The sequence below is a fragment of the Streptomyces humidus genome (assembly GCF_014649655.1).
Classification (GTDB): Bacteria; Actinomycetota; Actinomycetes; order Streptomycetales; family Streptomycetaceae; genus Streptomyces; species Streptomyces humidus.
Window position 1 is genome coordinate 1 of the sequence record NZ_BMTL01000064.1, and the last position, 20,478, is coordinate 20,478.

The following is a 20,478-nucleotide window of genomic DNA, read 5'->3' on the forward strand; positions in this document are numbered from 1 at the left end:
CGAGGGTGGCGAACAGCGCGGACGCCCGGCCGCTCGCCAGCTCCAGGAACCAGTCGCCGACGCCGCCCCCCGGCGTGGGAAAGGGGCCGACGTGCACCGCGAACATCCCGAACACGGCCAGCGCACGGGCGAGGTCCACCCCTACCAGCCGCGCCATCGGCGCGGGGCGTTCCTTCGCCGTGTCGGACCCGGGTGAGGGTAAGGGCGGGGTGGGCGTCTTCTCGGCGCTTTCGATCTCGGTCACCGTGACAACCTTGCCGAGGCGAGGGCGCCCGGCCATCCGCCGGGCTGCGGAAGGAGCCCCGCCGGTCGGCCGACTGCCCCCCTCCGACCGGCGGGGCCGATTTCGGCCGTGCGCGAGGGACCGGCCGCGCGGGAATCCGTTTTCGGCCTTTCCCGCCATGCCGACGCGGACCGCGGCCTTCCCCGCCCGTGACGACCCTATGCTTCTACTCGTCTGTAGAAGGCTCGTGCGCGGGACGGGCCCCGCTGACCGACGTGCTGCCGCATGCCCGCCGGGCCGGCAGCACCACCCTCATGGAACACACGCACGTTTGAAGGAGTGGACGCCACGATGGTGTTCAAACGACTGCTCGGATCGCTCGGTGTGGGCGGCCCCACGGTGGACACGGTCCTCGACCCGGGGGCGGCCCGTCCCGGCGGCGCGCTGACCGGCCAGGTCCACCTCGAGGGCGGGAGCGCCGACTTCGACATCGACCACATCACGCTGGAACTGGTGGCCCGCGTGGAGGCCGAGCACGAGGAGGGCGAGAGCGAGGGCGCCGTCGTCTTCGACCGGTTCACGGTCGGCGGTGGCTTCCGTCTCGGCGCCGGCGAGACGCGCAGCGTTCCCTTCAGCCTGCCGCTGCCGTGGGAGACGCCGATCACCGAGCTTCACGGGCAGGGCCTGGGCATCGTCATCGGGGTCCGCACCGAGCTGGCGGTGGCCGGCGCGAAGGACAAGGGCGACCTGGACCAGCTGGCCGTCGCCCCGCTGCCGGTGCAGGAGGCGATCCTCGAAGCGCTCGGCCGGCTCGGGTTCGGCTTCCACTCCGCGGACCTGGAATACGGGCGTATCGGCGGGACCGGCCAGCAACTCCCCTTCTACCAGGAGCTCGAGCTCACCCCGGCACCGCAGTACGCCCACCAGGTGAACGAGATCGAGGTGACCTTCCTGGCCGGCCCGTCCGGCATGGAGGTCGTCCTGGAGGCGGACAGGCGCGGCGGCCTCCTCTCCTCCGGCCACGACGCGTTGACCCGGTTCACCGTGTCCCACGACGGCGTCGAGCACCAGGACTGGAACACGGTCGTCGACGGCTGGATCCGGCAGCTGGTCGAGCACCGGGCTTCGTACGGCTCGCACGCCGGCCACGGACACGACGACCCGCACCCGTACGGTCACGGAAGCCACCACGGTCATGACGACCGCCACCACGAGGACCGTCACGGTTCCGGCCCCGGCATGGGCACGGTCGTCGCCGCGGGGGCGGCCGGACTCGCGGTCGGGGTCGTCGGCGGGATGGTCGCGGCCGAAGTGGTCGACGAGATCGGCGACTTCTTCGAGGGCGACGACGAGGGCGAGGAGGACTGACGGCTCCTCGGCGAGCCGGGCGGGCGGGCAGCCTTCCCGCGGGCCGAGGCCTCCACTCTCGACGAGCAGAACCCCGCGGCCGGCCCGGCGGGCCGGCCGCGGGGCGGCCGCGCGGTGGGGTCGCCTCTGCCTGTGCGGCCGGGCGCCCCGACACCCTCGCCCGCAGCCCTACTCGCGGTGACGGGGCGACGACTGCCGCGGCGGCAGGGTCAAGGTGATCTGCCGGACAAGTTGCTGGAAGCACGCCAGGGAAGCGAGGGCGGGCAGAGCGGCTCGGGCGATACCGGTCAGCGTCCTGTCCGCCTGAGCCACGCACAGCATGATCGCGACGGAGGAGAACAGCAGGACGATGAACCAGGAATGCAGAGCCCGGCGCTGGTGCAGGGCAGTGCGCAGAATGGAGAGAGAGGCCACCATCCAGGGCCCGTACACGAGAAGCGGCCACTGAGGGATCGTCCCGCTCTCCGTGCTGGACGAGATGCTCTGCAGAGGCCCGTAGGCGACCATGCCGCCGAACACGCTGACCATCGCCACGATGACGGCGACGAATGCGACGATGACGAAGCTTCCGGTTCGCAACCACTTGAGCCGGGCCTTCCGGGCTCGGGCCTTTCGGTGTCCGACGGAAGAAGGTCGGAGGGGTGGCAGCTGAGCGGTGATCTTCGCCAGGTTCTCCTTCGGGTCGGTGAAGTCGGCACCGGAAGGCGAATCGCTGCGAGGCGGCGGCACCGCGGCCGCCGGCTCCGGGGAGATGGCGTCCTGCAGGAGGTAGGCGAGATCCTCGACCGGATCCCAGCCGGGGTCGGGGGGCACCAGGGGAACCACGGGGTTCAGCGCGTCGACGGAGCCCCCCTGCCAGCCGGCGGACGGTCCGTAGGCGTACGGGCCGGAAGGCCATTCATGCCGCGCATAGGCGGAATTGACATAGTCGTAACTCATGGAGATCCGTCCCCGTCACGCGCAGTCCGCGAGAGAGCCGGACTTTTCCTGGTCGTTCCACCGCCGATTGAGTTCCTCCTGCGCCGCCTCCAGCAATGCGAGGAACTCACGGAGCAGTGAGTCGGTGACCCGGTGATCGACCCACGCACCGTCTCCGTGGAAGGTGTCACGCGACTCGAGCGCCGCGTGTGTGACTCCGGGCATGTAAGTGTATTTTCCCGCTGTCACATCACGGTTCGCAGGCGCTTTGCCCTTTGCCGCGTCTCGCAAGGGCAGGCCGTGCGGCCTTGCTGTCGTCATGTTCGGATAACGCTGCCCCCCTCCTCCGGATGCGCGGCAAACGAGTGATTCTGCGGCAACGGAATAGCACGAGAAGCGTTTCGTCATTCATGTCATTCACATCTCACCCGGCGCTTCGTGAGTCAATCGAATCAGCGTGTCAATCTCCTGATGTGAAATATCATTCGATGCCGGTGACCGACCGCCTGACCGTCCGGGGTCCAGCGGTACGGCCCCGAGGCCGGCAAGCCGGACGGGACCGAACGCCACCGGGAACACCGGGTGACGTCCGCCCCACCACGAGGTGACCCGCGAAAGTTTTCGGACTCGGGGCAACCCTTTGCGGAGCCTGTGACAACTAGGCAGCGGATCCGGCCAGTTCCGGTGGCCGGATCCGTCTTTCGCCCGGAACGGCCCGCAAGGAGAAACACCCCCCATGGACAACCCCACGAACGGCGGGCGCCGCGGGCGCCACCGCCGTCGCTGGACCGCCACCGCTGTGCTGCTCGGCGCTCCTCTCGCCGTCGTGCCGTATCTCCTGTTCGTGCAGGAGGACTCACAGGCCGCGACGATCGACGACAACGCCTACTACCGGCTCGTCTCCGTGCGCAGCGGCAAGGTGCTGGACGTCGACGGCTTCTCCACCGCCGACGGCACCCGTGTCCAGCAGTGGTCCGACCAGAACACCGCCAACCAGCAGTGGCGGCTGAAGCCCGCCGGGGACGGCTACTACGAGCTGGTGAACCGCAACAGCGGCAAGGTTCTGGGCATAGCGGGCGGTTCCGCCGCGCAGTCGGCCGCCGCCGAGCAGCAGACCGACCGTTCCTCCGCCTCCCAGGAGTGGAGGATCGACGCGGTGAGCGGTTCCGACGCCGTCACCCTCACCTCCCGCAGGAGCGGCCAGGTCCTGGACGTCCGGGGCGGCTCGAAGGCCGACGGCGCGGCGGTCACCCAGTATCCCGGCCGGGGCAGCACCAACCAGCAGTGGAAGCTGGTCAAGGCGGCGGCGACCGCGGCGACCGGGTCCGGCAAGGCGCGGACCACGGCCGCGGCAGGACCGTACACCTGGAAGAACGCCCAGGTGGTGGGCGGCGGTTACGTCACCGGGCTGGTGTTCAACCCCCGGGAGAAGGGCCTGCTGTACGCGCGTACCGACATGGGCGGCGCCTATCGCTGGGACACCGGGGCCGAGCAGTGGATCCCGCTGACCGACTGGGTCGGCGAGAAGGACTGGAACCTGCTGGGCATCGACTCGCTGGCCACCGACCCCGTCGACCCCGACCGGCTCTACCTCGGGGCGGGCACCTACACCAACGAGTGGGCCGGCAACGGCGCGATGCTGCGTTCCACGGACCGGGGCCGCACCTTCCAGCGCACCGAACTGCCCTTCAAGCTGGGCGGCAACGAGCCCGGCCGCGGCGCGGGCGAACGGCTGGTGATCGACCCCGCGCACCACGGCACCCTGCTGCTGGGCACCCGCAAGAACGGCCTGTGGCGCAGCACCGACTACGGCGTGACATGGAGTCAGGTCTCCTCGTTCCCCGTCAAGAACGGGGCGAGCAGCGGCGGGGGCATCTCCTTCGTGACGTTCGGCCCGGCCGGCAGCAGGACGGTCTACGTCGGCGTCGCCGACAAGTCCACCTCCCTGTACCGCTCCACCGACGGCGGCGGCACCTGGCAGGCCGTCTCCGGGCAGCCCACCGGCCGGCTGCCGCAGCACGGCGTGCTCTCCGGTGACGGCTCGCTGTACCTCACCTATACCGACACGCCAGGCCCCAACGACGTGACGGCGGGTTCGGTGTGGAAGTACACGCCGGACCGCGGGGTGTGGAAGGACGTCTCCCCGTCCCAGGGCAAGTACGGGTTCGCCGGTCTGGCCGTCGACCCGCGAAAGCCGTCCACGGTGATGGTCACCACCCTCGACCGCTGGTGGCCCGAGGACGAGGTCTACCGCACCACCGACGGCGGCACGACCTGGAAGGCACTGGCCTCGAAGTCGGTGCGGGACGCCTCCGCCGCTCCGTACGTCGGTACCGGCGTCGGGCACTGGATGACCGCGCTGGCCATCGATCCTTTCGACTCCGGGCATGTGCTGTACGGCACCGGCAGCGGCATCTGGCGCAGCAAGGACGTCACCGCCTCCGACAGCGGCGGCGCCAGCCACTGGACGGTGGGGGCCAGGGGTCTCGAGGAGACCGCGCTGGCGGACGCGGTCGCCCCGCCCGGCGGCGCCACCCTCGTCACCTCCATGGGCGACCAGGGCGGTTTCCGGTACGACTCCCTGACCACGGTGCCGGCCGGGCGGCTGAGCAACCCGACGATGTACCACAGCACCGACATCGACTTCGCCCAGTCCGCCCCCTCGACGATGGTCCGCGTGGGCCGGGCCGGTGAGCAGGACGGCGCGTACTCCACCGACGGCGGCCGCAGCTGGAACGGCTTCCGGGCGGAGCCGGTGGGCAGCGCCGACAGCGGCCACATCGCGCTCTCGGCGGACGGCTCGTCCATCGTCTGGACCGAGGCCGGTCAGGCTCCGTACCGCTCGACCGACAAGGGGGCGAGCTGGCAGAAGGCCGGCGGCCTGGGCGCCGGCGCCGTGGTCGTCGCCGACCGCTCCTCGGCGACGACCTTCTACTCGCTGACCGGCGGCACGCTGTACGCGAGCACCGACGGCGGCGCGACCTTCACCGCCCGTGCCGCCGGCCTGCCCGCCGGCCGGCTCGCGGCCGTCCCCGGCGTCGCCGGTGACCTGTGGATCGCCGGCGGAGCCGAGGGGCTGCTGCACTCCACCGACGGCGGCCGCGCCTTCACCGCGCTCGGCACGGTGCAGTCCGCCTCGGCCCTCGGCTTCGGCAAGGCCGCGCCGGGCGCCTCCTACCAGGCCCTGTACCTGATCGGGACCGTGAAGAACGTCGCCGGGGTCTTCCGCTCCACCGACAAGGGCGCCACCTGGCTCCGCGTCAACGACGACGCCCACCAGTGGGGCAACTTCGCCTCCCTCGGCATCGTCACCGGCGACCCCGACACCTACGGCCGCGTCTACGTCGGCACCAACGGCCGCGGTCTCCAGTACGGCGACCCGTCCTGACCCCGACGCCCGAGCCGGGCCGCGGGCGCCACCGCCTGCGGTCCTGCCGCGGCTGAGGGAACATGTTCCGTCCTGGCGGCCACCGTCGTCGTGCGCCGCCAGGACGCCGTCCGTCGCCCGCGATGTCACCGGAACCGCAACCAATCCGCCGGTTCGGCAGGAACGGATTACGCCCGGACATGTCCCGACCGCGGAGGCCCTCGGTGAAAGAAGCAGTACATATCGGCAGAAATCCATCGAAGGAGCCCGACCTGCAAGAGCTGCTGGGCAGGGTGGCTCTGGGCGACGAGGAGGCGTTCGCCCACGTCTACGACGCCGTCGCGGGCTCGGTCCTGGGTGTCGTGCGGGCCGTCGTGCGCGACCGCGCGCAGTCCGAGGAGGTCGCGCAGGACGTGCTGGTGGAGGTGTGGCGGACCGCTCCCCGCTACCGCACCGACCGCGGGACGGCCATCAACTGGATCCTCACGCTGGCGCACCGCCGCGCGGTGGACCGGGTGCGCTCGGTGGAGGCCGCGGTGATCCGGGACCACCGGGCCGCCCTCCTGGAGCGGACGCCCGAGTTCGACGAGGTGACCGAGCAGGTCGAAGCCCGGCTGGAGCGGGAACAGGTGCGGCGCTGCCTGCGCACGCTGACCGAGATCCAGCGCCAGGCGGTCACCCTGGCGTACTACCGCGGACTGACCTACCGCCAGGCGGCCGAGGCTCTGTCGCTTCCCCTGGGGACCGTCAAGACCCGCCTGCGCGACGGACTCATCCGGCTGCGCGACTGCCTGGGGGTGACCGCATGACGACCGCCGAACTGCACCGCATGACCGGGGCCTACGCTCTGCACGCCCTGTCCGACGAGGAACACGAGGCGTTCGAACGTCACCTCGCGGACTGCGAGCCGTGCGCACAGGAGACCGCCGAACTGTGCGCGACCGCGGCCCGGCTGGGCCTCGCCGTCTCCACGACGCCTCTTCCGGTGCTGCGTGAGCGGGTGCTGCGCCGGATCGCCACGGTCCGCCAGGAGCCTCCCGGCGGACCGGAGCCGACCCGCTCGGGCGTTGCCCGGCTGCGAGCCCGCCTGCTGTCCCGGTGGGCGCTCGCCGCCTGCCTGACGGCGGCCGCGGCACTCGGCGGGACCGCCGTCTGGCAGCACCAGCGGGCCGAGGACGCGGTGGACCAGGCGCGGCGCGCCGAGCGCGGGGCGGACGAGATCGCCGCCGTGCTGGCCGCGCCGGACGCCAGGAGCCGGAGCGGCGAGCTGGCCGCCGGGGCCACCGGCAGCGTCGTCGTCTCGCGCAGCCTGGACAAGGCCGTGTTCGTGGTCTCCGGGCTGGCGCGTCCGTCCGGCGGGAAGGTCTACCAGCTGTGGTTCGACGACCACGGCACCATGCGGTCCGCCGGTCTGATGGACCCGCGCCGCAGCGACCAGACCGTCCTGATGCGCGGCGCGCTGGACGGGGCGTCGGGGATGGGCGTCACCGTCGAACCCGACGGCGGCTCGAAGCAGCCCACCTCCGCGCCGCTCGCGCTGATGCCCTTCCCGGGCTGATCCCTTTCCCGGGCTGACGGCCGCGCGTCGCGCGGGGCCCGGAAACGGCCATGGCCACCGCCCCTCACCGGGCGGTGGCCAAACCGACCGTCGCGAGCCGCGTCGGCGTCGGCGCATGCCGTCGCACGAGCACGCCGAACGCCTCCCCCTCCCCTTCCGCCGCACGGATTCCGCCGCAGGGACCGCGGGCAGCGTCGTCGTCCGTGCCGCTCCTGCCTGCCCGGCGGCGCGCCCGGGTGTGCGGGACCCCGCGTGTGATCCGTGTGATCCGTTTGATCCGTGTAATCCGTAGCCGGGACGTGGGCGGATTGGCCGGAAAAGGAAATTCATCCGATCGTGGGATCGACCAATCCGCCCGGCCGCCGGAACCGGATTCCCCGCGTGACGGAGAACGAGAAGGAACCACACGGCCGGAGCGGCCCGACGCGTCCGCTGCTGGGTGCGCTCGGTGGCGCACTCGCGGGCTTCACCGCGCTCGCCGTCGCGGAACTCGTGTCCGTGGCGGTCCGCCCGCAGGCGAGCCCCGTCGTCGCGGTGGGCGGCGCGGCGATCGACCGGACGCCCTCGGCGGTCAAGGACTGGGCGATCCGCAACTTCGGGACCGACGACAAGCTGGTTCTGCAGCTGGGGATCCTCGCGGTGCTGGCGCTGTGCGCGCTGGGGCTGGGCACGGCCGCGCTGCGGTTCCGGCGCGCCGGGGCGGCGGGCGTGCTGCTGTTCGGAGCGGTCGGCGCGCTCGCGGCGACCGGCAGGCCCGACTCGACCGGCGTGGCCGATGCGCTGCCCTCGGTCGCCGGCGCCGTCGTGGGAGCCGTCCTGCTGTACGTCCTGACGGGCCGCCTCGCTCCCCGGAAGCCCGCGTCAGGAACGGAGGGCCCGGCGCGGCCCGGCGCGGAAGGAGTCCGGCGCGGGTCCGTGGCCGCGGCGGACGCCGGTGCGGAAACGGACCGGCACGCAACCGCGGCCTCGGCCGGCACCGGTGGCGAGCGGGACCGGCGCGACACCGCGGCCGTGGCGGGCGGGGCGGAATGGGATCGGCGGGGGTTCGTGGTCGTGGCGGGGGCCGCCGCCCTGGCGTCGGCGGGAGCCGGTCTGCTCGGCCGGACGCTGAACGCCTCCCGGGGGGAGGGCGCGGTCGCCTACCGCGACCGACTCGTCCTGCCCCGGCCCGCCTCCGCCGCCCCCGCCGTGCCGCGGGGCGCCGCCCCCCGGATCCCCGGCATCAGCTCCTTCACCACGCCGAACGCCGACTTCTACCGCGTCGACACCGCCCTGGTGGTGCCGAAGGTGGACGCGACGGCCTGGCGGCTGCGCATCCACGGCAGGGGGGTCGGCAGGCCCCTCACGCTGACCTTCGACGACCTGCTGCGGCGCGAGCTGATCGAGCGCGACATCACGCTCACCTGCGTCTCCAACGAGGTCGGCGGCCCCTACGTCGGCAACGCCCGCTGGATCGGCGTACGCCTGGCGGACCTGCTGGCCGAGTGCGGAGTGAAGCCGCCGTCGAAGGGGGGCCCGGCCGATCAGCTGGTCGCCCGCTCGGTGGACGGCATGACCATCGGCAGCCCGGTCGAGGACCTCATGGACGGCCGGGACGCCCTCCTCGCCGTCGGCATGAACGGCGAACCCCTGCCCTTCGCCCACGGCTTCCCCGTCCGCATGGTCGTGCCGGGCCTGTACGGCTTCGTCTCCGCCTGCAAGTGGATCGAGGACATCGAGCTCACCACGTTCGACTCCTACGACCCCTACTGGGTCGAACGCGGCTGGGCCCGCCAGGCGCCGGTCAAGACCCAGTCACGGATCGACACGCCCAAGCCGTTCGCGCGGCCCCGGGCCGGCACGGTCATGATCGCCGGAGTCGCCTGGGCCCAGCACCGCGGCATCGACAAGGTCGAGGTCCGCATAGACGACGGCCCCTGGCGGCCGGCCCGCCTCGCGGCCGAGGACTCCCGCGACACCTGGCGCCAGTGGACCTGCCCCTGGCAGGCGACCAAGGGCGGCCACACCCTCACCGTCCGCGCCACCGACCGCACCGGCCGGGTGCAGAGCGAGAAGCGTGCCCGGACCATCCCCGACGGCGCCGACGGACAGCACTCCGTGGTCGTCACCGTCGACTGACCCCCGAAAGCCACCTTTCCCTCATGAACGCGGCTCAGCCGCACCTGTCTCAGTGGAGGAATCACCATGAACACCCGTATCCGCCGTGCCGCCGTCACCCTGGCCGCCGCCACCGTCCTGCCCCTGGCCCTGAGCGCCTGCTCCGACAGCGGCAGCGACTCCACCACGTCGGACTCCTCGTCGAAGGCGCCGGCGTCCGCTTCCGCGTCGGACGACAGCATGGGCGACTCCGGCAGCGCCGCCATGGCGGACAAGCCGTTCGGTCCGGCCTGTTCGGCGGTGCCCGCGAGCGGCGCGGGCTCCTTCGACGGCATGGCCCAGGCGCCGGTCGCCACCGCCGCCTCCAACAACCCCGCCCTGTCCACGCTGGTGGCCGCGGTGAAGAAGGCCGGACTCGTCGACACCCTCAACACCGCCCAGAACATCACCGTGTTCGCCCCGACCAACGACGCCTTCGCCAAGATCCCCAAGGCCACCCTGGACAAGGTCCTCAACGACAAGGCCCAGCTGACGAAGATCCTCACCTACCACGTCGTGGGCCAGAAGCTCACCCCGAAGGACCTGGAGAACGGCTCCTTCGACACGCTGGAGAAGTCGAAGGTCACCACCTCCGGCTCCGGCGAGTCCTACACCGTCAACGACTCCGCCAAGGTCGTCTGCGGCAACGTCAAGACCGCCAACGCCAACGTCTACATCATCGACAGCGTCCTGATGCCCACCGCCTGACCGCTCGTCCCGCAGGGCGCCGCTCCGGTGGCGCCCTGCGGTTCTCTCTCCGGTCCGCACTGAGCACGATCGCAGCGCACGTCAGCCTGAGGCAGCGTGAGTCGCCGCATGACATGTGGCGGACGAGACTGGTGGCCATGAGCGTGACTCCGCCTCCTTTCCAGGGATCGGGCAGACCGCATGTGGTGGTCGTGTACGCCGGTGCCCATGGGTCGACCAGGAGCATCGCGGCCCATCTTGCGGCCCGGCTGGCAGATCGGGGCATCAGAGCTGAAGCGCTTCCGGTCGAGGCCGTGGGTGATCCGAGCGCGTACGACGTCTTCGTCGTAGGCAGCGCGGTCCACGACATGGCATGGCTGCCCCAGGCCCTGGCCTTCGTGCACACGAACGCCGCTCTCCTCGCGGGGCGTGGCGTGTGGCTCTTCAGCGTGGGGATGCCGGCTGCCCTGCGCGGTCCGTGGAAGGCACTGGTGGCGAAGGAAGAGAGCCATGTGATCGGCGGTTTGGCCGACCGACTGCGTCCCCGTGGCCACCGTCTGTTCTCAGGGGTCATCGAACCGGAGCACCTGACACGGACCGGGCGCGTGAAGTTCCAGGCCATGGGGCTGCGTTATGGCGACTACCGGGACTGGCCCGCCGTCGACGCCTGGGCCCGGGAGATCGGTGACGACGTAGACCGCCGCCGGCACGAGAAGGCTGACGGGACCCCGTCCTGATCAGGAGCGGCTCGGCGAAGAGGAACCCTCAGCCGAGCCCGGGGAACGGGACGAGCCCGGAGCAGGGGGCGGGGCCGGCGGGGTGGCCGCGTGCCGGCGCTCCGGGGCTCGCTGCGGCCCCCGCCGTCACCGTGGCTCGGTGTCCGCGTCCCGGCGTCGCCTCGGCGGGCGGGGGAAGAAGCCGCTGGTGCGGGCCGCGTACTCGGCGTAGCCGGGCCGGTCGGCCATGTGCCGTTCCAGCAGCCGCTTTCCGCTTCCCCGGGTCAGCAGCAGGCTCATCACCAGCGGGGAGACGACGGACACGGCCGCGGCCGCCGACGAGTCGCAGGTCAGGAGGTAGAGGCCCCACCACACGCAGAAGTCGCCGAAGTAGTTGGGGTGCCGGGTCCACGCCCACAGCCCCCGGTCCATGATCCGGCCCCTGGTCGCGGGATCGGCCCTGAAACGGGCGAGCTGGGCGTCCCCGACCGCCTCGAAGCCGAGGCCGACCGCCCACAGCGCGACGCCGGCCCCGACGAGGGCCGACGGCGGGCCGGAGACGTACTGCGCGGCCTGCACGGGCAGGGACACCAGCCACACCAGGGCGCCCTGCAGCAGGTAGACCATCCGCAGCGCGTAGGCGTTCCGGCTGCCGGGCGCCTTGGCCAGCATCGCCTCGTAACGCGGGTCCTCGCCGTGGCCCCGCCCCCGGCGGGCGATGTGCACGGCCAGCCGCAGGCCCCAGGCCGCCGTCAGGGCCGTCACCAGCAGCCGTCGTACGGGATCCCCCTCCCCGGCGGAGGCGGCGCAGGTCACGGCGGCCACCGCCGTGAAGCCGAGCCCCCAGGCGACGTCCACGATGCGGTGCAGGCCCACGCGCACCGCGAGCGCGAAGGTGACGAGCATGACGGCGAGCGCGGCCGCGGCGGACCAGGCGAGGTTGACCGCGAACGCGCCCCACGGGAATCCGCTCACGGCTTCTCCAGCCCCTCGTACCAGGCGTCCGTCGTCGCCGGCATGCCGCTCGCGCCGCCGGGCCCCGGCCGCACCGCCAGGATCTGGTCGACGCCCATCCGGCCCTCCTCGAAGGCCAGGGCAGCGCCGGCCAGGTACAGCCGCCACACCCTCGCGGTCTCCTCGCCCGCCAGCTCCGCGAACCGCTCCCAGCGCTCCTCCAGGGTGCGGTGCCATCCCTCGACGGTGCGGACGTAGTGCTCGCGCAGCGACTCGGTGTGCCGGACCTCCAGGCCCGCCTCCTCCAGCAGGGCGACGGTCTCGCCGAGGGGCCGCATGTGCATGTCGGGGGCGATGTACGCCTCGATGAAGGCCCCGCCGCCGGGGGCGTTGCGCCCCCGCGACATCTGCTGCACCAGGACCCGGCCGCCCGGCCGGACGAGCCGGTGCAGGGCGGCGGCGAACGCCGGGTACCCGGCGTCGCCGACGTGCTCGCCCATCTCGACGGTGGACACGGCGTCGTAGGCCCCGCCCCGGATGTCCCGGTAGTCCTGGCAGACCACCTCCACCCGCTCGGTCAGCCCGCGCTCGCGCACCTGGCCGCGCACGTACGCCGCCTGCTCGCGGGCCAGCGTGACGGCGGTGACCAGGGCCCCGTGCCGTTGCGCCGCATGCAGGGTGAGCGAGCCCCAGCCGCACCCGACGTCCAGCAGCCGGGCCCCGGGCTTCAGCGCGAGCTTGCGGCAGATCAGCTCCAGCTTGGCCCGCTGGGCGTCGGCGGCGGTGAAGTCGCCCTTCCCGCCCGCCCAGTAGCCGCAGGAGTAGGCCATGGTGTCGTCGAGGAGCAGGGCGTAGAACTCGTTGGACAGGTCGTAGTGGTGACTGATCGCGGCCCGGTCGCGGGCCCGGCTGTGCAGGCCGCCGCGCAGCCGGGCCTGGGAGGCGGGAGCGGCCGGACGCGGGCCCACCGCCCCGAGGCGTACGGCGGCGGCGAGGGCACGGGCCCGGTCGGCGGGCGTGCGCCGGGGCGGGCGCGGGCCCCGCTCCCGGTGCGCGGCCCAGAGCGTTCGCAGCCCGTGCGCGAGGTCGCCCTCGACGTCGAGTTCGCCGGTGACGTACGCCTGCGCGAGACCGAGTTCGCCGGGCTGCCACAGCAGGCGGCGCAGTGCGCGCCGGGACCGCACGACGACCACGGGGGCGTCGGCCGGACCGGACTCGCTGCCGTCCCAGGCGCGCAGCCGCACCGGGGACGGGCCGCCGAGGGCGTCGTGGAGCAGGGCGGCGAGCAGGTGGGCGGCGCCGGGAGCCGCTGCGGGGGCGGTGGTGGTCATCGGACGGGGTTCTCCTTGGTGAACAGGTACTGCTGCACGTCCAGATAGCCGGACCGGAAGCCGGCCTCGGAGTAGGCCAGGTAGAAGTTCCACAGCCGGCGGAAGGTCTCGTCGAAGCCGAGCGCCTCGACGTCGTCGGCGCGCTCGGTGAACCTCTCGCGCCACAGGCGCAGCGTCTCGGCGTAGTGGGCGCCGAACGCGTCACGGCGGGCGACGCGCAGCCGGGTGTGGTCGCGGGCGGTCTCCTCGATCGCCGTCGTGGACGGGATGAACCCTCCCGGGAAGACGTACTTGTGGATCCAGGTGAAGGTGTCCCGGGTGGCGAGCATCCGCTCGTGCGGCATCGTGATGGCCTGGAGCGCCACCCGGCCGCCCGGGGAGAGCCGTGCGTCCAGGGTGCGGAAGTACTCGGGCCAGAACTCCGCGCCGACCGCCTCGATCATCTCCACGCTGACGACGGCGTCGTACTCCCCGCGTGCCTCGCGGTAGTCGCACAGCTCGATGCGGACGCGGTCCTCGAGACCCGCGGCGCGCACCCGTTCCCGGGCCAGGGCCCGCTGTTCCCGGGAGAGGGTGAGCGAGGTGACCCGCGCGCCGCGGGCGGCGGCGCGCAGGGCCAGCTCGCCCCAGCCGGTGCCGATCTCCAGGAGCCGGGTGCCCTCGCCGACGCCGGCGAGGTCGAGGAGGCGGTCGATCTTGCGGTGCTGGGCGGCGGGGAGCAGGTCCCACCCGGCCGGGAAGCCCCGGAACACGGCGGAGGAGTAGCTGAGGGTGTCGTCGAGGAAGAGGGCGAACAGGTCGTTGGAGAGGTCGTAGTGGCGGCTGATGTTGGTGCGGGAGCCGTCGGGGGTGTTGCGTTCCTCCTGCGGGTGGCGCGGCGCCCACAGGCCGCGCAGTCGTTGCAGCGGGGCGGGGATCAGGCCGGCGGCGTTCCCGGCGAGCACGGTGAGGGCGGCGACCAGGTCGGGGGCGTCCCACTCGCCGGCCATGTAGGACTCCCCGAACCCGACCAGCCCGCCGGCGCCGATCCGGGCGTGGAACGCGGCCGGGTCGTGCACCTCCAGCAGCGGTCCGCCCAGCCCCTCCGTGCCGGAACCGGCGAACCTGACCCGTAGGGGCAGCCCCCGCAGGGCCCGCCGCACGAGCGCCGCCGTCACCGCGGTGCGGGGCCGGGAGGCCGGGGGCACGGTGACGATGTCGGGCCAGCGGGCGGGATCGGCCGGGGCGGTGAGAGCGGCCGGAGCGGCGGCGCCGGCCTCGGTCGCGGGGCGGCCCGCCGGGGTCCGGGGCGTGTCGGAGCCGGTGCGGCCACGGGGGGCGGGGCACTTCCCCGGCGCCGTACTCCCGGAGGCGGCCTGCCCGGCGGGAGCCCCGTGCCTCCCGGGAGCGCCCTCGGCGACGACGGCGCCCGCCTCCGGGTCGGTCGGGCCGGCGGGAACGGCATGTCCCCCGGGGGTCGTACGGGACGGTGCTGTCGTCATGTCGCTTTCTCCGTGGTGCGGTGATCGGGGCGGGGCTGCACGGGCAGTCCCCGCAGGTAAAGACGGGCGCCGTGGACGCGGATCGCGGCCGACACGGCGAGGGTGGACCAGGGGTGGCGCAGGGCCAGCCGCAGCAGGGCCGCGGCGGTCGCCGCGCGGCGGTCGCCGCGAACGGTCGCGGTGAAGGCCCGGCCGTCCTCGCGGTCCAGGTGCACGGTCAGGTCGAGCCGCTCCCCGGGCGGCGGCAGCCGCATGCGGTACCGGCCGTCGACGGGGAAGAACGGCGAGACGTAGAAATCCTTGTCGGCGCCGGCCGATCCCGTCGCGTCCGGCCGCAGCAGGTAGGAGTGCCGTCCGCCGTAGGTGTTGTGCACCTCGGCGACCACACAGCGCAGGTCGCCGTCCGGGCCGTGGCACCAGTACAGGGTGAGCGGGTTGAACACGTGCCCGAGCACGCGCGCGTGGGTGAGCATCAGCACCCGGCCGCCGTCCAGGCGCACGCCCTGTGCCGCGAGGTAGGCGTCCAGGCCCGTCCGGATCGAGGGCCGGTCCCCGGCGAAGTGGTCGCGCGGGTCGAAGCGGGCCAACGGCCGCAGCGGGAAAGGGAGTCGGGGCGGGTGGTCGGGATCGACGAGCCACAGGTACGTGCGGTGCCGCAGCGCGTACCGCCGGGGCCCGGTCCGCACGTGCGCGATCCGGCAGGAGTAGAGCGCGGGCACGGCGTTCACCAGCGCGCTCCCAGAGCGGCCGCGGCCTCGACGCCGGAACGGCAGCCGTCCTCGTGGAAACCCCAGCCGTGGTACGCGCCGGCGAACGCGCAGACAGGGCTCCTCAGTTCGGGCAGACGCTGCTGCGCGGCCACCGACTCGGGGGTGTAGAGGGGGTGTTCGTAGACCATGCGGGCCAGCACCCGGCCGGGTTCGACCCGGTCCTCCCCGCCCAGCGTGACGACGTATCTCTCGTCGGCGTCCAGGCGTTGCAGCCGGTTCATGTCGTAGCTGACCCGCACCCGGTCGCCTCCGGCGTCGCACGCCGGCATCAGGTAGTTCCAGGAGGCGCGGGCCCTGGGGGCGCTCGGCAGCAGCCGGGTGTCGGTGTGCAGGAGCGTGGTGTTGCGGGAGTAGCGGAACGCGCCCAGCACCTCACGCTCCCGCTCGGTCGGGTCCGCCAGCAGCCGCAGCGCCTGGTCCGGATGGACCGCGATCACCACGGAGTCGTACGACTCCGTGGCGCCGTCCGCGGTGGTCACCTCGGCGCCGTCGGCATGGCGTCGTACGGCCCGCACGGGGGTGGCGGCGCGGATCTCGCCGATGTGCTCCGCGATCCGGTCGACGTACTCCCGCGATCCGCCGCTGACCGTGCGCCACACCGGCGAGCCGCTCACCGACAGCAGCCCGTGGCGCTCCAGGAAGCGGAACAGGTAGGCGGCCGGACAACGCTGGGCGGTACCGGCGTCGCAGGACCACACGGCCGACACCACCGGCGTCACGAAGTGGGAGCGGAAGTAGGCCGAGAAGCCCTCACGGTCCAGGAACTCCCCCAGCGTGAGCGTCCCCTCACGGCCCTGTGCCAGCAGCCGCCGGGCCGCCCGGTGGAAGGCGGGCACCTCGGCCAGCAGCCGCAGATAGCGGCCGTGCACGAGGTTGCGGCGCTGTGCGAACAGCCCGGCCGGCCCGCGGGCCCCGGCGTACTCCAGCCCGCACCCCTCGCACCGCACCGACATGCTCATCTCCGACTCCTGCGTGGTGACGCCGAGTTCGTCGAAGAGCCGCAGCAGGTACGGGTAGGTGCGCCGGTTGTGCACGATGAACCCGGAGTCGACGCGGTGCACCCGTCCGTCGCGCGGGGAGGTCAGCTCGTGGGTGTGGGCGTGCCCGCCGAGCCGGTCGTCGGCCTCGTACAGGGTGACGTGCCGGGTCCGGCCCAGGAGGTACGCGGCGGTCAGCCCCGCCACTCCCGAGCCCACCACGGCCGTCCGCAGCCCGTACCGTGCCAGGTGCTCCGGGCCGGGCCCCGCTTCCCTCGGCATCCGCTCCATCGCCGCTCCTCCCGCCACCGCGCTCTGCGGTCTCCGCGTAATCCGGAGCAGGTCGGGCGGCGGATTGGCCGTTCTCGCTGATCGGCGTCGTGCGGGACGACGGCTGCCCCGGCGCGCGTGGCCCGGGATCCCCGCTGCGGGTCCGGCGCCGCCCGCTGCGGTCCGGCGCGGGAGACCGCGAAGGAGCGGGACGCCCCGCAGGGCACGCCGTCCTCCACAGCGTGTGGACGGCAGACAGGCTCTGCCGTGCCGAGGGGAGCCCCGAGGGCTTCAACAGCGCGCGGACGAGCCATACTTGACTTGCGGGCCTCGTCGACCCGTCGATGGCTCGGCAAGGGAGAGGCGGCAGTCGGGTGAGCAGCGGCAACAAGGGGCCGGTGAAGGTCGAGGTGCGGCTGAAGTGGGATCCGAGCCGCTTCGACCAGCCGCCCCACCATCTCGACATCATCGCGGCGACCTACTCCGCGGACGCCCCGTACGGGCCGCCGGTGTACGTCGTCCACTACGACAGCCGCTCGCCCGACGGCACCATCAACATGAGCCGGCACAGCCGGACGGGCCAGGGTCTCGGCTACGTCGAGGCCATGACCCTCGAACTCGACCGGCTCGCCGCCTCCTTCGCCCGTGTCGTCGTGGGGGTGGTGATCCACCAGAACACGGGCCCCAAGACCTTCGGCGACCTCTCGAACGCCGGGGTCCTGGTCGTGGAGGGGTACAGGGAGCTGCTGAAGGACGACTTCGCGCAGCTCGCGGGATCCACCGCCGGGACCGTCGCGGAGTTCACCAGGGACGCCTCGGGAACATGGGAGTTCCACCCGATGGTCCGGGGGTTCGACAGCGAACCGGTGGCCTTCGCCGCGGAGATGGGCGCCGCCGGGCGGCCCTGACCGGACGGCGGCCGGCGAAGCCCCGGCCGGGTCAGGAAGCGGGGCCGGGTCAGGGAGCGGGGGTGGCCCGGGGGCCGGCGGCCTCCGGTGCGGGCCCGGGGTCCAGGAATTCGCGGATCGCGAAGCCCGCCAGCACGATGACCGTCGTCCACACCACGACCATGGTGGTCGGGTAGGTCCAGGTGAACAGGACGATCGCGGCGATCACCAGGATCGCGGCGCCGATCCACCGCTTGAAGCGGTGCACGAACCGCCCGACCGCCCCCAGCCGGAGCCCGCTCGACACCGACACGTCCCGCAGGGCGCCGATGCCCCTGCGGCAGCCCTTGCGGACCAGGACGGCGGGCCGGGACGGGCCGCTGAGGAAAGCGCCGGCGGCGGTGACGAGGGCGGCCGCGCCGAGCGCCCGTACGGCGGCGCGCAGGAACTTGATCAGCGCGTCGTACACCGCTCCGGCGGCGGCCGTGGAGGTGCCCGGCGGCAGTCGGTCGAGATACACGTCGCGGAAGACGGTGAGCGTGATGCCGAGGACCAGCATGGCCGCGAACACCGCCAGCGCGGCCCCCATCAGCGCGTGCCGTCGGTTGAAGGCGGTGTACACCCCCGCGGCGGCGACCAGCAGGGCGATGAGGGGCAGCCAGCTGCCCATGATCTGCAGCACCCGCAGATAGGTCTTGATCGTGCCGATCTCCTTCGACTGGAAGACCACGAAGTCCGTCCGGACCTCCGGGATGTTCGCGGCCACTCCGAGGCCGGCGCTGACCAGCCGTTGTTTGACCTGGGCCACGAGCGGCCCCACGTTGATGGCCACCTCGTTGTTCTTCAGCGAGATCGCGCCGTCGGCTTCGCCTGTCAGCGCCTTGTCCAAGGCGGTGTGCGCTCTGCGGTTGGCCTGCACCCAGACCGTCTCGAAGGCGCTGCTGCTGACCACCCGCTCCACGGTGCCGCTGACCAGCTGCTTCAGGCCGCTGGTGATCGGGGCGTCCAGGTTCCCGACCAGTTGGGCCGCCTTCGGCGGGACGCCCTTCGCCGCGACGGCGTCCTGGAGCTGTTTGACCAGCGCGTCCACGTCGATCTTCGCCAGCACCACGTCGGTGACCCGGTTGGTGACCGCCTTCTGCACATCCGGGTCGGAGGCCAGCGGCCCCACCGTGGCGACGTAGCGGTCCGTGTCCCGCACGATGCTGTTGGCCCAGACCGCGACGACGGACAGCAGCGACAGCAGGGCAGCGAAGAGGATCAGCAGGACGGAACCCGTGGAGCGCAGCGGATGATGCCGTGCCGCACGCGGGTGCATGCCGTTCTCCAGGGCGGTCATGCGATGCCGCAGATCGTCCAGTTCGCTGCGCTCCCGGTCCGAGAGCGGCTCACCGTCGGTGTTGGCCATGGACACCAGAAGATCCCCGCGTCGCCGGGCGCGCGACACGGGTGAGCCCGACGGGTGAACCGCGCGACGGATCCGTCCGCCCGGCTGTCCGTCCCGGTGGCCCGGTGGCCACGTGGCCCGGTGTCGCCGCGAGCAGAGCGACGGCACCGGGTGAACCGCTGTGCGGCACCCGGTGCAGAAGTATCGATTCGGCAGACGATCGCCCGCATTGTGGAGAAAGAGTGGCCACGACGTGATTGAATCGCGCACAATTCGCCAGGTTGGCTTGATCTGGCCGCCGGGTCCCCCTGCCCTGCCGGTCGGAAGGGGCCGCCCGCGCCGTGACCGGGCCCTCCCGGCGCGCGCGGGCGGATGCGTACGCCGGACCGATCGGCCCGGCTGCCGCCCCCACCCACAGGAAGGGAAGGTCGATGACCGCCACCGTCTCCAACTTCTACTACGGTGCCACGACCCCGGTCGCGGCCTATCTGATGGCCTGTCTCGGCGCGGCACTCGGCCTGCGATGCACGACGCGCTCCCTGCGGCGTCCTGAGCACAAGGCGAGATGGCTGACGCTGGGCGCGGTGTCGATAGGCTGCGGCATCTGGACGATGCACTTCATCGCCATGATCGGCTTCAGCGTCCAGGGCGCCCTGGTCAGCTACGACACGACGAAGACCGTCCTCAGCCTCGGCATCGCGATCGTCGTCGTCGCCATCGGTGTGTTCCTGGTCGGCTACCGGGGCGGCTCACCGGTGAACCTCGGCCTGGCGGGCACGATCACCGGGCTCGGGGTCGCGGCCATGCACTATCTCGGCATGGCCGCCATGCACACCGACGGCAGTCTCCACTACGCGACGGGAACCGTGGCGCTGTCCGTCGGGATCGCCGTCGCGGCCGCCACGGCCGCGCTGTGGGCGGCGGTGTCCATCCGCAACCTGTGGTCCAGCCTGGGAGCGAGCCTGGTCATGGGGGTGGCCGTCACCGGCATGCACTACACCGGCATGGCCGCGGTCTCCGTCCGCCTCGACGGCGGTTCCTTCGCCAGGCAGTCGTCCACCGGCCTGATGTCGTTCCTCCTGCTGATGCTCGCCGGCCCGCTGGTCGTCCTCCTGATCGCGGCCGTCGTCGTCATGTTCGATCCAGACATGATGCTCGGTGACGAAGACCAGGCGGCGCCCGCGCCGTACGACGCCGGTGCGGACTTCGCGGCTCGGCACCCCTCCCACTCCCCGCAGTCCTCCCACTCCCCGCAGGCCTTCCCCTCCCCCCAGGCCCCCTACTCCCCGCAGTCCGCTTACGCCCCTCAGTCCCCGCAGTCCCCGCAGTCCTCACAGCCCTCGCAGCCGTACGGCTCCTGGTGACCGGGCGCCCGGCGCCGCGAACGACACACGGATCCGCGCGTCACCGTGGGAATCGGTGACGCGCGGAGGGGTCGTGAGCGTGGA

The 20,478-nt window shown here is 72.7% G+C and carries 17 protein-coding genes and 1 pseudogene; 9 read left to right on the forward strand and 9 right to left on the reverse strand.

Annotation, left to right across the window (positions count from 1 at the left end; translation table 11 throughout):
- Positions 1-244, reverse strand: a pseudogene (locus IE239_RS39720) (DUF418 domain-containing protein); the annotation flags it as partial.
- Between the two features lie 330 nt (positions 245-574).
- On the opposite strand from IE239_RS39720, the gene IE239_RS39725 reads away from it, so the two are divergent.
- Complete coding sequence (locus tag IE239_RS39725; RefSeq protein WP_190154319.1) at positions 575-1,591, forward strand: sporulation protein; 1,017 nt, start codon at positions 575-577, stop codon at positions 1,589-1,591.
- A 168-nt stretch (positions 1,592-1,759) separates the two neighbouring features.
- Here the strand turns inward: IE239_RS39725 and IE239_RS39730 are convergent, their stop codons facing one another.
- Both IE239_RS39730 and IE239_RS39735 read right to left on the reverse strand, forming a co-directional pair.
- Complete coding sequence (locus IE239_RS39730) at positions 1,760-2,530, reverse strand: DUF2637 domain-containing protein (protein ID WP_190154320.1); 771 nt, start codon at positions 2,528-2,530, stop codon at positions 1,760-1,762.
- A 15-nt stretch (positions 2,531-2,545) separates the two neighbouring features.
- Positions 2,546-2,734 (reverse strand): hypothetical protein, encoded by a 189-nt coding sequence (locus tag IE239_RS39735; protein WP_190154321.1) that lies wholly within the window; start codon positions 2,732-2,734, stop codon positions 2,546-2,548.
- Between the two features lie 511 nt (positions 2,735-3,245).
- On the opposite strand from IE239_RS39735, the gene IE239_RS39740 reads away from it, so the two are divergent.
- From IE239_RS39740 to IE239_RS39765, 6 genes are all read left to right on the forward strand, one after another.
- On the forward strand, positions 3,246-5,897 hold the full coding sequence (locus tag IE239_RS39740) for an RICIN domain-containing protein (protein WP_190154322.1): 2,652 nt from the start codon (positions 3,246-3,248) through the stop codon (positions 5,895-5,897).
- 203 nt (positions 5,898-6,100) lie between these two features.
- Positions 6,101-6,685 carry a sigma-70 family RNA polymerase sigma factor gene (locus tag IE239_RS39745; protein ID WP_190154323.1) on the forward strand — a complete coding sequence of 195 codons (585 nt, stop codon included), beginning with the start codon at positions 6,101-6,103 and terminating at the stop codon, positions 6,683-6,685.
- Positions 6,682-7,434, forward strand: coding sequence for an anti-sigma factor (locus IE239_RS39750; protein WP_190154324.1), 753 nt, complete (start codon positions 6,682-6,684; stop codon positions 7,432-7,434). The genes IE239_RS39745 and IE239_RS39750 overlap by 4 nt, the downstream gene beginning before the upstream one ends.
- Before the next feature lie 381 nt (positions 7,435-7,815).
- Positions 7,816-9,552, forward strand: coding sequence for a sulfite oxidase (locus IE239_RS39755; RefSeq protein WP_190154325.1), 1,737 nt, complete (start codon positions 7,816-7,818; stop codon positions 9,550-9,552).
- A 66-nt stretch (positions 9,553-9,618) separates the two neighbouring features.
- Positions 9,619-10,278 carry a fasciclin domain-containing protein gene (locus tag IE239_RS39760; protein ID WP_190154326.1) on the forward strand — a complete coding sequence of 220 codons (660 nt, stop codon included), beginning with the start codon at positions 9,619-9,621 and terminating at the stop codon, positions 10,276-10,278.
- Positions 10,279-10,415: 137 nt separating this feature from the next.
- On the forward strand, positions 10,416-10,994 hold the full coding sequence (locus tag IE239_RS39765; RefSeq protein WP_190154327.1) for a flavodoxin domain-containing protein: 579 nt from the start codon (positions 10,416-10,418) through the stop codon (positions 10,992-10,994).
- A 126-nt stretch (positions 10,995-11,120) separates the two neighbouring features.
- Here IE239_RS39765 and IE239_RS39770 read toward each other — a convergent pair whose 3' ends face one another.
- Genes IE239_RS39770 through IE239_RS39790 form a run of 5 tightly spaced genes read right to left on the reverse strand, consistent with a single transcriptional unit; the run spans position 11,121 to position 16,777 of the window.
- Positions 11,121-11,948, reverse strand: coding sequence for a DUF1295 domain-containing protein (locus IE239_RS39770; RefSeq protein ID WP_190154328.1), 828 nt, complete (start codon positions 11,946-11,948; stop codon positions 11,121-11,123).
- The gene (locus tag IE239_RS39775; RefSeq protein WP_190154329.1) at positions 11,945-13,258 is read right to left on the reverse strand and encodes a class I SAM-dependent methyltransferase; all 1,314 of its coding nucleotides are present in this window, start codon (positions 13,256-13,258) and stop codon (positions 11,945-11,947) included. Before IE239_RS39775 ends, IE239_RS39770 begins: the two co-directional genes overlap by 4 nt.
- Positions 13,255-14,739: an SAM-dependent methyltransferase gene (locus IE239_RS39780; RefSeq protein ID WP_229878740.1), complete on the reverse strand. Its 1,485-nt coding sequence runs from the start codon at positions 14,737-14,739 to the stop codon at positions 13,255-13,257. The genes IE239_RS39775 and IE239_RS39780 overlap by 4 nt, the downstream gene beginning before the upstream one ends.
- Positions 14,736-15,467, reverse strand: a complete 732-nt coding sequence (locus IE239_RS39785) for a DUF1365 domain-containing protein (RefSeq protein WP_190154330.1) — start codon at positions 15,465-15,467, stop codon at positions 14,736-14,738. The genes IE239_RS39780 and IE239_RS39785 overlap by 4 nt, the downstream gene beginning before the upstream one ends.
- Positions 15,464-16,777, reverse strand: a complete 1,314-nt coding sequence (locus tag IE239_RS39790) for an NAD(P)/FAD-dependent oxidoreductase (protein ID WP_190154331.1) — start codon at positions 16,775-16,777, stop codon at positions 15,464-15,466. Before IE239_RS39790 ends, IE239_RS39785 begins: the two co-directional genes overlap by 4 nt.
- A 323-nt stretch (positions 16,778-17,100) precedes the next feature.
- On the opposite strand from IE239_RS39790, the gene IE239_RS39795 reads away from it, so the two are divergent.
- Complete coding sequence (locus IE239_RS39795) at positions 17,101-17,664, forward strand: TerD family protein (protein WP_190154332.1); 564 nt, start codon at positions 17,101-17,103, stop codon at positions 17,662-17,664.
- 49 nt (positions 17,665-17,713) lie between these two features.
- On the opposite strand, the gene IE239_RS39800 is transcribed toward IE239_RS39795, so the two are convergent.
- Complete coding sequence (locus IE239_RS39800; RefSeq protein ID WP_229878742.1) at positions 17,714-19,051, reverse strand: hypothetical protein; 1,338 nt, start codon at positions 19,049-19,051, stop codon at positions 17,714-17,716.
- Positions 19,052-19,461: 410 nt separating this feature from the next.
- On the opposite strand from IE239_RS39800, the gene IE239_RS39805 reads away from it, so the two are divergent.
- The gene (locus tag IE239_RS39805; protein WP_190154333.1) at positions 19,462-20,394 is read left to right on the forward strand and encodes an MHYT domain-containing protein; all 933 of its coding nucleotides are present in this window, start codon (positions 19,462-19,464) and stop codon (positions 20,392-20,394) included.
- Positions 20,395-20,478 lie beyond the last annotated feature (84 nt).